Origin of the sequence: Klebsiella sp. GG_Kp146 (assembly GCF_040061975.1) — a bacterium.
Lineage (GTDB): Bacteria > Pseudomonadota > Gammaproteobacteria > Enterobacterales > Enterobacteriaceae > Klebsiella > Klebsiella quasipneumoniae.
In genome coordinates this window covers 1-12,199 of sequence record NZ_JBEAHA010000002.1, presented here as the reverse complement: position 1 = coordinate 12,199, position 12,199 = coordinate 1, and the positions used below count along the sequence as shown (strand labels likewise).

General features: G+C 60.2%; 11 protein-coding genes. 10 read left to right on the top strand and 1 reads right to left on the bottom strand.

Annotation, left to right across the window (positions count from 1 at the left end; translation table 11 throughout):
• The first annotated feature begins 65 nt into the window (after window positions 1–65).
• The 8 genes from ABLU95_RS02360 to ABLU95_RS02325 all read left to right on the top strand — a co-directional run bounded on the left by ABLU95_RS02360 (window position 66) and on the right by ABLU95_RS02325 (window position 9,254).
• Window positions 66–212 (top strand): hypothetical protein, encoded by a 147-nt coding sequence (locus ABLU95_RS02360; protein WP_158238858.1) that lies wholly within the window; start codon window positions 66–68, stop codon window positions 210–212.
• A gap of 53 nt (window positions 213–265) precedes the next feature.
• A complete protein-coding gene (locus ABLU95_RS02355; protein ID WP_023290787.1) occupies window positions 266–1,279 on the top strand; it encodes a LacI family DNA-binding transcriptional regulator in 1,014 nt (337 codons plus the stop codon).
• A 135-nt stretch (window positions 1,280–1,414) separates the two neighbouring features.
• On the top strand, window positions 1,415–1,942 hold the full coding sequence (gene hydN, locus ABLU95_RS02350; protein ID WP_348878740.1) for an electron transport protein HydN: 528 nt from the start codon (window positions 1,415–1,417) through the stop codon (window positions 1,940–1,942).
• Window positions 1,943–1,950: 8 nt separating this feature from the next.
• On the top strand, window positions 1,951–4,185 hold the full coding sequence (gene hypF, locus ABLU95_RS02345) for a carbamoyltransferase HypF (RefSeq protein ID WP_348878738.1): 2,235 nt from the start codon (window positions 1,951–1,953) through the stop codon (window positions 4,183–4,185).
• The gene (locus ABLU95_RS02340) at window positions 4,182–5,195 is read left to right on the top strand and encodes a HoxN/HupN/NixA family nickel/cobalt transporter (protein WP_023290785.1); all 1,014 of its coding nucleotides are present in this window, start codon (window positions 4,182–4,184) and stop codon (window positions 5,193–5,195) included. Before hypF ends, ABLU95_RS02340 begins: the two co-directional genes overlap by 4 nt.
• Before the next feature lie 352 nt (window positions 5,196–5,547).
• Entirely contained in the window at window positions 5,548–6,603 is a 1,056-nt protein-coding gene (locus tag ABLU95_RS02335; RefSeq protein ID WP_065881936.1) for an amidohydrolase family protein, read from the top strand.
• Window positions 6,593–7,861, top strand: coding sequence for an MFS transporter (locus ABLU95_RS02330; RefSeq protein WP_032453870.1), 1,269 nt, complete (start codon window positions 6,593–6,595; stop codon window positions 7,859–7,861). The genes ABLU95_RS02335 and ABLU95_RS02330 overlap by 11 nt, the downstream gene beginning before the upstream one ends.
• A 58-nt stretch (window positions 7,862–7,919) precedes the next feature.
• The gene (locus tag ABLU95_RS02325; RefSeq protein WP_064155047.1) at window positions 7,920–9,254 is read left to right on the top strand and encodes an MFS transporter; all 1,335 of its coding nucleotides are present in this window, start codon (window positions 7,920–7,922) and stop codon (window positions 9,252–9,254) included.
• Between the two features lie 39 nt (window positions 9,255–9,293).
• Here ABLU95_RS02325 and ABLU95_RS02320 read toward each other — a convergent pair whose 3' ends face one another.
• The gene (locus ABLU95_RS02320; protein WP_348878888.1) at window positions 9,294–10,010 is read right to left on the bottom strand and encodes an IclR family transcriptional regulator; all 717 of its coding nucleotides are present in this window, start codon (window positions 10,008–10,010) and stop codon (window positions 9,294–9,296) included.
• Window positions 10,011–10,176: 166 nt separating this feature from the next.
• Here ABLU95_RS02320 and ABLU95_RS02315 point away from each other — a divergent pair, with 166 nt between their 5' ends.
• Both ABLU95_RS02315 and ABLU95_RS02310 read left to right on the top strand, forming a co-directional pair.
• A complete protein-coding gene (locus ABLU95_RS02315; RefSeq protein ID WP_032453868.1) occupies window positions 10,177–10,872 on the top strand; it encodes a diguanylate cyclase in 696 nt (231 codons plus the stop codon).
• Entirely contained in the window at window positions 10,869–11,816 is a 948-nt protein-coding gene (locus ABLU95_RS02310) for a hydroxyacid dehydrogenase (protein WP_348878735.1), read from the top strand. The genes ABLU95_RS02315 and ABLU95_RS02310 overlap by 4 nt, the downstream gene beginning before the upstream one ends.
• Window positions 11,817–12,199: the final 383 nt, after the last annotated feature.

Genomic DNA, 12,199 nt, shown 5'->3' with positions numbered 1-12,199 from the left:
CGGATTTTATCCTGTTTATCAATAGGGTACTGATCTGTTACCGCGCCGCATCGTCGGGCGATACCATGCTTTATAGGAAACCGGTTCCACAAAATCATGGTGAGTTTCATTTGATTGCACAAGAAATAAAAAAAGATGATCTCATTTTTGTGATTTTGATCGCTAAGCGTCGCGGCGAGCAGGATCGCGGTGGTGAGCGGGGGATGCTGTAAAAGCCAGAAACGTGCAGTACACTGCCTGCAACTTTTGCAATAGGAAGAATCACATGGCAACGATGCTGGAGGTCGCAAAGCGCGCGGGGGTATCGAAGGCGACCGTGTCGCGGGTGCTGTCGGGCAACGGCTATGTCAGCCAGGAGACCAAAGACCGGGTATTTAAGGCGGTGGCGGAGAGCGGCTACCGACCGAATCTGCTGGCGCGCAACCTGGCGACCAAAACCACGCAAACCCTTGGCCTGGTGGTGACCAACACCCTCTACCACGGCGTCTATTTCAGCGAGCTGCTGTACCACGTGGCGCGGATGACGGAGGATAAAGGGCGGCAGCTGATCCTCGCCGACGGCAAGCACAGCGCGCAAGAGGAGCGGGAAGCGATCCAGTATCTGCTGGATCTGCGCTGCGATGCGATCATCATCTACCCGCGCTTTCTCACCGTCGACGAGATGGACGAGATCGTTGAGAACCACTCGCAGCCGATCATGGTGCTGAACCGCCGGCTGCGCCGCCACGCCAGCCATTGCGTCTGGTCCGATCAAAAAGCGTCGGCGATGCGGGTGGTGGAGCGGCTGATTGCCCTGGGTCACCGCGATATCGCCTTTATTACCGGCTCCCTTGACTCGCCCACCGGCGTCGAGCGCCTTGCCGGCTATAAAGATGCGCTGGCTGGCCACGGCATTACCCTCAACGAGGCGCTCATCGCCGAAGGGCGCTGGACGCCGGAAACCGGCGCGGCGGCGGTGGAGAGCCTGCGTCAGCGCGGGGTGACCTACAGCGCGCTGGTGGCGAGCAATGACGATATGGCCATCGGGGCGATGAAGCAGCTTCACCAGCTGGGCGTTAAGGTGCCGGAGCAGGTCTCGGTGGTGGGGTTTGACGATATTGTGCTGGCGCCGTACATGGTGCCGTCGCTCGCCAGCGTCCGGGTGCCGGTGACGGAGATGATTAAAGAGAGCATTAATCGCCTGATATTTATGCTCGATGGCGGGGAATTCAATGTTCAGCAGAGTTTCCCCGGGGCGCTGATCGAGCGTGAGTCGCTGGTGTCAGGTCCCTGCGCCTGACGTCGTCAGCTGTCATCGTCACTACTGACGATGACAGCGCGCTAACCATTAAATTTTACTTATTATCAATAAGATAAAAACTGGAACGTATTATGCATACTCCGGCGCCTAACCCTCTTACTGCTGGAGAAATGGATGAACCGTTTCATTATCGCCGATGCGAGCAAATGCATCGGCTGTCGCACTTGCGAAGTAGCCTGCGTGGTCTCCCATCAGGAACATCAGGACTGCGCCTCCCTGACGCCGCACACCTTTCAGCCGCGTATTCACGTCATCAAAAGGGTCAATGTCTCCACGGCCACCGCCTGCCGTCAGTGTGAGGACGCCCCGTGCGCCAACGTCTGCCCGAACGGCGCCATCAGCCGCGATAAAGGCTTTGTTCATGTGATGCAGGAGCGCTGCATCGGCTGCAAAACCTGCGTCGTCGCCTGCCCGTACGGGGCGATGGAGGTAGTGGTGCGGCCGGTGATCCGCCATAGCGGCGCCGGACTGAATGTCGTGGCGGAAAAAGCCGAAGCCAACAAGTGCGATCTCTGCTTCCACCGCGACAGCGGCCCGGCCTGCATGGAGGTCTGCCCGACGCACGCCCTGGTCTGCGTAGACCGCAACAAGCTGGAGCAGATGAACCAGGAAAAACGTCGCCGCACGGCGCTGGCCTGGTAAGCTCAGGCATGAACGGGGTGCAAATCCGCATTCGCGGTAAAGTGCAGGGGGTGGGGTTCCGCCCCTTTGTCTGGCAGCTGGCTCAGGGGCAGGCGCGCTGCGGCGATGTCTGTAACGACGGCGACGGCGTGCTGGTGCGGTTGGCCGGGGACGATGATGGTTTTACTGCCGCCCTCGCTGCCCACTGCCCGCCGCTGGCGCGGATCGACAGCGTCGTCTGCGCCCCTTATCGCTGGGCGGCTCCGCCGCAGGATTTCACCATCCGCGAGAGCGGGGCGGGACGGATGCGCACCCAGATCGTGCCCGATGCCGCGACCTGCCCGGCGTGCCTCGCGGAGATGAATGATCCCCGGGCGCGCCGCTACCGCTACCCCTTTATCAACTGCACCCACTGCGGGCCGCGGTTAACCATTATTCGCGCGATGCCTTACGACCGGCCATTTACCGCGATGGCGCCGTTTCCGCTCTGTCCGCCCTGCGAGGCGGAATACCGCGATCCTGCCGATCGCCGGTTTCACGCCCAGCCGGTGGCCTGCCCCGACTGCGGGCCGCGACTGGAATGGCGGGCGCAAGGGGAAACGCTGGACGGCGAGGCGGCGCTGCAGTCGGCTATCGCCCGGCTGGCGGCAGGCGACATCGTGGCGATAAAAGGCGTCGGCGGCTTTCATCTGGCCTGCGACGCCGGCAACCCCGCTGCCGTTGCCACGCTGCGGGCGAGGAAACACCGTCCGGCGAAACCGCTGGCGGTGATGCTGCCCTCTGCGGCGGGGTTACCTGCCGACGCCGCGGCGCTGATGGGCTCCCCGGCGGCGCCCATCGTACTGATTAGCAAAGCGCAGGTCTCCGGCCTGTGCGACGAGATTGCGCCAGGGCTTGCGGAAGTTGGGGTGATGCTGCCGTCTAATCCGCTGCAGCATTTGCTTCTGCAGGCGCTGGCGCGCCCTATCGTGATGACCTCCGGCAACCTTAGCGGCCGCCCGCCGGCGTTAAGTAATACTCAGGCGATCAACGACTTAGCCGACATCGCCGACGGCTTTTTGCTCCATAACCGCGACATCGTGCAGCGGATGGATGATTCGCTGGTGCGTTCGAGCGGAGAAATGCTGCGCCGCGCCCGGGGCTATGTCCCGGATGCGCTGCCGCTGCCGCCGGGTCTGGAGAAGGTTCCGCCGCTGCTGGCGCTGGGCGCGGACATGAAAAACACCTTCTGCCTGGCGCGCGGGGGCGAAGCGGTTCTCAGCCAGCACTTTGGCGATCTTGGCGAGGAGGGCGTCGAGCAGCAGTGGCGCAGCGCGCTACAGCTGATGCAGAACATCTACGCCTTTATGCCGCAGCGGGTGGTGGTTGACGCCCATCCCGGCTATCGCTCGACGCAGTGGGCGGCGACTCTGCCGCTGCCGATAGAGACAGTGCTACATCACCATGCTCACGCCGCGGCGTGCCTGGCGGAGCACCGCTGGCCGCTCGACGGCGGAGACGTCATCGCCCTGATCCTCGACGGAATCGGCATGGGGGAGAACGGCGCGCTATGGGGCGGGGAGTGCCTGCGGGTTAACTATCGCCAGTGCGAACATCTCGGCGGGCTGCCGGCCGTCGCGCTGCCGGGCGGCGACCTGGCGGCGCGTCAGCCGTGGCGTAATCTGCTGGCTCAGTGCCTGGCCTTTATCCCTGACTGGCAGGATTACCCGCAGACCGGTACGCTGCGCCAGCGCAACTGGCCGCTGCTGGCGCAGGCCATCGATCGCGGCATTAACGCGCCGCGCGCCTCGTCCTGCGGACGGCTGTTTGATGCCGTCGCCTGCGCGCTGGACTGCGCCCCGGAGAGCCTGAGCTATGAGGGCGAGGCGGCCTGTCGGCTGGAGGCGCTGGCCGCCAGCTGCTCCGGCGTCTGCCATCCGGTCACGCTGCCGTGGCGCGGCAATGCGCTGGACTTAGCCACCTTCTGGCGACAGTGGCTGCGCTGGCAGGCGACCCCGGCGCAAAAAGCCTGGGCATTCCATGACGCCCTGGCCAGCGGACTGGCGGCGATGGCCCGCGACTGCGCCACCGCCCGCGGCATCGACACGATGGTCTGCAGCGGCGGAGTGCTGCATAACCGCCTGCTGGCGGCGCGATTGACCTTTTATCTGGCGGATTTTACTCTGCTGTTTGCGCAGCAGTTGCCGGCCGGCGACGGCGCAATCGCCTATGGTCAGGCGGTGATCGCCGCCGCCCGCGGACAGGCTCAAGGAACACAACAATGATAATGACAGTTTTACGCCAGCAGCCGCGCGCTGCGGGACTGGTGCTGGGGTTGATCGCGGCGAACCTATTGGCCTGGAGCTGGGCGCTGCAGGCCTTTGGCGACAGCGGCGCGCTGATGGCCGCCAGCCTGCTGGCCTGGGGCTACGGTCTGCGCCACGCGGTGGACGCCGACCATATCGCGGCGATTGATAACGTCACCCGCAAGATGATGCAGCAGGGGCGGCGGCCTTTCGCCGTCGGGGCCTGGTTCTCGCTGGGCCACTCGTCGATTGTGGTGCTGGCCTCGGCGGCGATTGCCGCGACCGCCACGGCCTTCAGCGCGCAGATGAGCTGGCTGCACGACACCGGCAGCGTCATCGGCACCGCGGTGTCGGCGCTGTTTCTGCTGGCGATGGCCTTTATCAACCTGGTGATATTGCGCAGCGTCTGGCGCAGCTTTCGGGCGTGGAAGCGCGGTGAGCCGGTGAGCGACGAGATCGTCAGCGGCGGCGGGGTGATGAGCTGGCTGTTTGGCAAAACCTTTCGTCTGGTCAGCCGCAGCTGGCAGATGTACCTGGTCGGTTTCCTGTTCGGCCTCGGGTTTGATACCGCCACCGAAATCGGCGTGCTGGGCATCTCCGCCGCCGGCGCGTCGAGCGGGATTTCCGTCTGGTCGATTATGGTCTTCCCGGCGCTGTTCGCCAGCGGCATGGCGCTGGTGGACACCCTCGATAACGTGCTGATGGTCGGCGCCTACGGCTGGGCGTTCAGCAAGCCGCAGCGCAAGCTTTACTACAACATGACCATCACCGGCACTTCGGTGGTGGTGGCGCTGTTTATCGGCGGCCTGGAAGCGCTGGGTCTGCTGATGGATAAGTTTGCGCTCAGCGGCGGAATATGGCGCTGGGTCGGGGTGTTAAACGACAACCTCGGCGACGCCGGGTTTGTGGTGGTCGGGCTGTTTGTCGCCTGTTGGGCGCTGTCGGTGCTCAACTATCGCTGGCGCGGCTACGATAATCTGGCGCGTTAGGTTCAGCATTTTCCCGGCTTGCGCTGCGCTAAGCCGGGCGACAACAACTGTCCGGCGGCGCTACGTGGGCCTGCGTGGCGTATGCTTCCCGCACTGTTTTACGCAGGAGCCTGCTGCTCGTGGTGAGGCATTGCATCGGTGTCGCTCAGACTGATTTTTAACTTCTTGAAAACATATTAATTTCTCTTAGCCCCTCCCTTCCCCCGCTTTTAACGACCTTATACATCTGTGATTCACCTCTTATTTACATCATTTAAACCAATCGTTAACTGGATAAAAACACGGCAGCCTCGTTATAGTAGTTTTGTAAAATAAAACACTGTTGTACAGGGTAAAACAAAACGAGGTGTTCATGGAGATCGTTACCGCGCCGCACCTTGCGGTCAGAAACGAGTGGCTTGCGTTACATCGTGAAGCGCCATTACAACCCGAGCTGCCCATCATTGATGCGCATCATCATCTTTGGGATCGGCAAACCGGCCGCTATCTCACCCATGAGTTCAGCGACGATATCCAGACCTCAGGGCATCGCGTTGTCTCATCGGTCTATGTGCAATGCCGCTCTATGTTGCGTCGCGACGGGCCGGAGACGCTTAAACCGCTTGGTGAAATCGAGTTTGCCAGCGGTATCGCCGCGATGTTCGCCAGCGGACATTATGCAAACGCGCTCGGATGCGAAGCCATCATCGGCGGGCTCAGTTTACTGGCGGGGGACGCGATGCAGCCTGCCATTGAGCGCGCGATAGCGTTATCCGGCGGGCGGCTGCGTGGGATGCGCAATCCGTTGGCCTGGCATCCCGATCCGCGGGTAACCTCCAGCCCGGTTACGCCACCGGCAGGCCTGGCGCAGACCGCTCCGTTCCGCCGGGGCGCTGCCTGTCTCGCGAGGCATGCATTGTCGCTCGATGTATGGGTTTACCACACGCAGCTGGAGGAGATTGCCGATCTGGCGCGGGAAATACCAACGTTACAGATTGTGATCGATCACTGCGGCGGGCCGGTCGGCGTTGGACCCTGTTCAGAACGGGATCCGGACATGTTTCAGCAGTGGCGAAACGGTATGCGACGTCTGGCGGAACTGCCGAACGTATGCGTAAAAATTAGCGGCTTTGGGATGACGGTCAGGGGGTTTCACTTCGCAGCGGCAGAGACGCCGCCGGATTCGCAAATGCTGGCACAGGCATGGATGCCGTGGTTTGAGACCATCGTTTCTCTTTTCGGTGCCGAACGCTGCATGTTCGCCAGCAACTTTCCCGTCGATAAAGGCATGTTCAGCTACGGCGTTTTCTGGAACGCCTGCAAACGCCTGGCGCAACAGGCGTCCCCTGACGAACAGGCGCAGTTGTTCTGGCGTACCGCCGCAACCTGTTATCGGTTAACCTCTGTGGAGAATATCAATGACCAGTAAAAGCGAGCTAAATCAATTTACTGCGACTAAAGCGACGCCTGACGCATTGCCACAACGCGTCGCTGAGAGGCGGACGCTGGCGCTGGGCGGCCTTGGCTGGACATTTGAAAGCTACGACTCCTTTCTCCTTTCATTGCTGTTACCAGTGCTGGGCGTGGTGTTCGGTATTAATAAAGCCGAGCTTGGGCTGTTTATCAGCGTCACGGCCGGGGGGCAGATTATTGGCGGGATCCTGTTTGGTTTTATCGCCGACAAAATTGGGCGTGTGAAAACGGCGCTGATCTGTATCGCCATCTATTCACTCTTTTCCGGCCTGTTAGCCTTTACGCACGATCAACAACATTTCGCGCTTTTACGTTTTTGCGGCGCGCTGGGTATGGGCGGAATGTGGACCTCGGGCGCGGCGCTGATTGCTGAAACCTGGCGACCTGAACGGCGCGCGCGCGGCGGCGCGTTGATGCAAATGGGCTTACCTGTTGGCGCGATTCTGGCTATCAGCCTGACGGCAATCGTCAGCTCGGTTAACGGCGGCCTGGAGCAGGGTGCATGGCGCTATCTGTTTATGATCGGCGCGCTGCCGGTATTCATTATGAGTGTGGTCGCCTGGTTCACACCGGAATCGCAGGTTTGGCTTGCTCGTCAACAGGCGAAGGCGACGAGTCGTCAACCTGCCGTAAAGCTGGGTAAACAGAATCTGCGAGGTCTGCTGTTGGCCTTTGTCTTTATTTTTTTTATTCAGTATCTGTTCTGGGGCGTATTTACCTGGACACCCACCTATCTGCGGGAAGTCAAACATCTGGATTTTTTGCACAGCCTGAAGTTTGTACTTGCGCTGCAGGCTGGGGCCATCGCGGGTTTTCTGGTGTTTTCGGTGCTGGCGGATAAGTGGGGACGCCGTCCGATGTTCCTGATTTATCTGTTAACCGGCGCCATTGCCGTCGCGCTGTACCTTGTGACCACGCAACCCTTCATTCTGATGGTGGCGATTTTCATGGCCGGTTTCGGGGTTAACGGTATTTTTGCGGGCTCGGGACCCTTCCTGGCGGAAATCATCGGGGACACCTCATCCCGGGGCTTCCTGATGGGGCTCGCCTATAACGGAGGCCGTCTGGGCGGATTTATTGCGCCGCTACTGATTGGCGCTGTCGCCAACGCTGGCGGTTTCACCGCGGGACTGGCGACGACCGTGGTTGCTTTCCTTGCGGCGATGCTGGTGGTGTGGCGAGCGCCGGAAACCAGAGGCATCAAGCTGAAGTAACTTATTTCATCTCTACATCGTTTTCCTGATAAACATAATGAAACCCTGCGAGGAAACCATGACCGATCAATTACCGCACCGCGCGAGCGATAACGACGCGCTGGAAAAAGAAACCATGCGACGGGTTATCTGGCGCATCCTGCCTTTCCTGGTGGTGAGCTACCTGGTATCGATTATTGACCGCGGCAACATAGGCATGGCGGCGCTGCAGATGAATCAGGATCTGGGCCTGAGTAAGGCAGCTTTCGGCTTCGCCAGCAGCTTGTATTTTGTGGCCTACTTTATCTTTGAAGTACCCAGCAACCTGGCGATGCAGAAGGTGGGGGCACGATTGTGGATCCCGCGCATTATGATCAGCTGGGGAGTGGTATCGATGTGTATGGCGCTGGTGCAAAATTCCACCTCCCTTTACATCGTACGCTTTTTGCTGGGGGCTGCCGAAGCGGGCTTTTTCCCGGGCGTGGTGCTCTATCTGACCTGGTGGATCCCGTCGCGCTACCGGGCGCGGATCATCGCCTCGTTTATGGTGGCCATTCCGCTGGCTAACTTTATCGGTTCCCCGCTTTCCGGGTTGATACTGATGATGGATGGGTGGTTAGGTCTGCGCGGCTGGCATCTGTTATTCATTATTGAAGGGCTGCCGGCGGTCCTGCTGGGGATAGCCGCGTTTTTCATCTTGCGGGACCGTCCACACCAGGCTGGCTGGTTAAACGATCGTCAGAAAGCATGGCTGGAAAACACGCTTCAGGCGGAGCGCCAACAGCAGAAACAGATCGGCCACACCTCCACCTGGCAACTGTTGAAGCATCGTCAAATCTGGCTCATGGCGCTGATTTACGCCGGCGCCTCTTCTGCCGGCACGACCCTTAGCGTCTGGTCTCCCCAGCTGCTGAAGTCGTTCCATCTGGATAACCTGACCACCGGGCTGCTTAATGCCATCCCCTATGGTCTGGCCTCGGTGCTGATGATTGTCTGGGGGCGCAGTTCGGATCGAAGTAATGAACGCCGCTGGCACACGGCGCTCACCCTCTTTATGATCGCGGGCGGTGTGTTTGCGGCGTTTATCAATCTGTCGCTGCCGGCCACCATTGCGATCCTCAGCACCATTCTGATTGGCGCTTATGCGATGAAGGGGCCTTTCTGGGCGCTGGCGTCGGGCTGGATGAGCAGCACCTCAGCCGCCGCCGGGCTGGCGGCCATCGGGGCGATCGCCAACCTGATTGGCGGCGCGGTGATGGTGAATGCCTACGGCATGATTAGCGAACGGACAGGAAGCCATACGCTGGCGATGCTCCCGCTGGCAGGCTTGTGTCTGGCAGGCGGCATTGCGGTGCTGGCCATGGGGCGCCGTTACTCGCAGACGGCCAGGCAGGAAAAACAGATGACCCATTAATAAGCAAAGGCGGGATTTTTCCCGCCTTCTCAGCAAAGCTTACTCTTTCACACCGTAAAACGTTTCGCAGAATGTCTTGCTGGCGCCTAGCTTGAGCGACAGGCGGTTGGCTGTCTCCTGCATGAGCTGGCTGATGCCGCTCGCTTTACGATCTTCCGTCAGACGCGATGCCGGCCCGGTCAGGGCCAGCGCCGCGATCAGTTTATCGTGGACGCCAAACACTGGCATGGCGAAGGCCGCGGTGTGCGGGTCGCGCGCGCCGGAGGTATAGAACGGCAGCGTCGGTTCGTCTTCCGGCAACGATTCACCCAATCCCCAGCGGCGTAAAACCTTACTGATAGCGGAACCATCCAGCGGGAACTGGCTGCCAGGCAGGTTGCTGTGGCGCAATCCCTGGGAGGCTTCGACGCGGAACAGACACAGGCGTTGCCCCCCCTCAATCACATACCAGCTTGCGCTTTCGCTGGAGGCCTGTGACAGCGCCTGCAATTCCGGTTGTACCACTCTGGCAAGTTCAAATGATTGCTCATAGAGCTTGCCAAGATAGAGCAGACGGTGGCCGAGCGTATAGGTGCCATCGTCGTGCCGGATGATGTAGTTCATTCGCTCAAGCGAATTCATCAGGCGATAAACGGTTGTTTTGTGATATCCCGAAAGCTGGGCCAGCTCCGTTAACGTCAGACTGTCATTACCGGGACGGAAGCAATCAAGTAAAGCCAGCGCCTTTTCAACGGCAATTACGCCTTCATTCCCCATCATGTTCTCCTTTTTGCCGAACAAAATTGTACCTGAATTTTGTGAGTAACTTCGTGTTTACATCACAAACAACTTCGCAACACTGGCGAAAAGCGAAGCAATGCACGTATAGTTGTTTTATATAGTACACATCAGTTGTATCTAGTAAAACAAATGGAGAGTCACCATGCCTGCTTCGCAACAGAAACTCATCAATTTTGCTATTGCGCGTGTTACCGCGGAAGAAGTCCGTCAGGCCGCCGAATTTCAGGCCGCCATTCTGGCTGACGTGGCCGGACGCCGTGGCACATTACATGGCCGCATCAAGCCGCTGGCGCCGCATATGGCGGTCGCCGGGCCGGCGATTACCGTCGAGGTTCGCCCGGGGGATAACCTGGCTATTCACGCCGCGATGGCCGTCGCTAAACCTGGCGATGTATTAGTGATCGACGGGAAAGGCGATCTCTCCTGCGCGCTGCTGGGGGAGATCATGGCCACGCAGGCGCAGGCCAGCGGTATCGCCGGGATCGTTATCGATGGCGCCGTTCGCGATGCGGAGACCTTAAGCAAACAACGCTTCCCGGTGTTCGCTGCCGGCCTGAACCCGTGCGGCCCGACCAAGTTCATTCCTGGCCGGGTCAACCATGCCATTTCGGTCGGCGGCGCCGCGGTGCAGGCGGGGGACTTAGTGGTCGGGGATATTGACGGCGTGGTCGTTATCCCACGCGAGGAAGTCCGCACCATCATCGAACTGGCGAAAGGCAAACTGGAGATGGAAGCAAAACGTCTGGTTGCTATCCGCGATGGCGATCTACGTCCGCACTGGCTGGAGGGCGCCCTGCGTCAGGCGGGGATGCTGAGCGAAGGGGAGACGCTGCCATGAGTGCTAAAAACGTGGTACTGATTACCGGCAGCGATTTGGCTGACGCGGCGCTGGGGATGCTGGAAGATTACGAACTTGTCTTTGCCGGCCGCCAGCCTACAGAGGCCCAGCTGATCGCTCTGTGCCAGCAGCACAATCCCGTCGCGATCCTGGTGCGCTATGGCCACATCACTGCCGCCGTTATGGATGCCGCCCCGGCATTGAAGGTGATTGCCAAACATGGCAGCGGCATTGATGTCATTGACGCCGAGGCGGCTGCCGCGCGCGGCATTCTGGTTCGCGCAGCGATCGGGGCGAATGCCGCCGCGGTGTCCGAACATACCTGGGCATTAATTTTGGCCTGTGCTAAGTCGGTCATTCCGCTCGACCGCCGCCTGCGTGAAGGGCACTGGGATAAATCCACGCATAAATCGCTTGAGCTTGAGGGCAGAACGCTGGGACTCATCGGCCTGGGCGCCATTGGCAGCCGGGTGGCGAAGATTGCCTGTGCCTTTGGTATGAAGGTTCTGGCTTACGATCCCTATGCGAAAGCGGTCCCGCCGGGATGTGAACGTGTTGCTGAACTTAACGATCTGCTCAGGCAGGCCGATGTGCTGTCCCTTCATTGCCCCTTGACGCAACAAAACAGGGGAATGATCAATGCCGCCACGCTGGCGCAGTGTAAGCCGGGCGCCATCCTGGTCAATACCGCGCGCGGCGGGTTGATTGACGATGTGGCGCTGGCCGCGGCATTAAAAGCGGGGACCTTGCGCTGGGCGGCGCTCGACAGCTTTAACAGTGAACCATTAACCACGCCCCACATCTGGCAGGCGATCGATAATGTGATTCTGTCTCCGCATGTGGGCGGCGTAAGCGATGCCTCTTACGTGAAAATGGGGACCGCTGCCGCGGCCAATATTCTGCAGGCGCTGCAGGAGTCGGCTCAGACAGAAACAACGTATTAAGTGTTAATCGAACCTGCGCTTCCGGTTAATTATTTTGCCCTGATGAGCTTACGGGCGGCATCCGCAGGCCGGGTAAGCGTAGCGCCACCCGGCAAACTAACCGTGCAACAGGATCGCCTGGGAGGTGAGCTATGCTTGCCCGGCGGCGCTGCGCTTGCGCGGGCCTACCATATCTGAGCTTACGGGCTACATCCGTAGGCCGGGTGAGCGTAGCGCCACCCGGCAAACTGGCGGCGCAACAGGGATGCGTGTATTGCAGATACGGTTATTGGATTGCCATTTTCTCACTCCGGCAAAAAGCGTCTGTCGCGTGTGATTTCAGCGTACATTGCGCTCCCGGTTAATCGTCTGCGTTATGCCTGGCATGGCGCAGGGAGCGCACA

Excerpts from the sequence above, each read along its gene's own strand:
- ABLU95_RS02360 (WP_158238858.1), top strand. The coding sequence starts at position 66 with ATGCTTTATAGGAAACCGGTTCCACAAAATCATGGTGAGTTTCATTTG.
- ABLU95_RS02355 (WP_023290787.1), top strand. The coding sequence starts at position 266 with ATGGCAACGATGCTGGAGGTCGCAAAGCGCGCGGGGGTATCGAAGGCG.
- hydN (WP_348878740.1), top strand. The coding sequence starts at position 1,415 with ATGAACCGTTTCATTATCGCCGATGCGAGCAAATGCATCGGCTGTCGC.
- hypF (WP_348878738.1), top strand. The coding sequence starts at position 1,951 with ATGAACGGGGTGCAAATCCGCATTCGCGGTAAAGTGCAGGGGGTGGGG.
- ABLU95_RS02340 (WP_023290785.1), top strand. The coding sequence starts at position 4,182 with ATGATAATGACAGTTTTACGCCAGCAGCCGCGCGCTGCGGGACTGGTG.
- ABLU95_RS02335 (WP_065881936.1), top strand. The coding sequence starts at position 5,548 with ATGGAGATCGTTACCGCGCCGCACCTTGCGGTCAGAAACGAGTGGCTT.
- ABLU95_RS02330 (WP_032453870.1), top strand. The coding sequence starts at position 6,593 with ATGACCAGTAAAAGCGAGCTAAATCAATTTACTGCGACTAAAGCGACG.
- ABLU95_RS02325 (WP_064155047.1), top strand. The coding sequence starts at position 7,920 with ATGACCGATCAATTACCGCACCGCGCGAGCGATAACGACGCGCTGGAA.
- ABLU95_RS02320 (WP_348878888.1), bottom strand. The coding sequence starts at position 10,010 with ATGGGGAATGAAGGCGTAATTGCCGTTGAAAAGGCGCTGGCTTTACTT.
- ABLU95_RS02315 (WP_032453868.1), top strand. The coding sequence starts at position 10,177 with ATGCCTGCTTCGCAACAGAAACTCATCAATTTTGCTATTGCGCGTGTT.
- ABLU95_RS02310 (WP_348878735.1), top strand. The coding sequence starts at position 10,869 with ATGAGTGCTAAAAACGTGGTACTGATTACCGGCAGCGATTTGGCTGAC.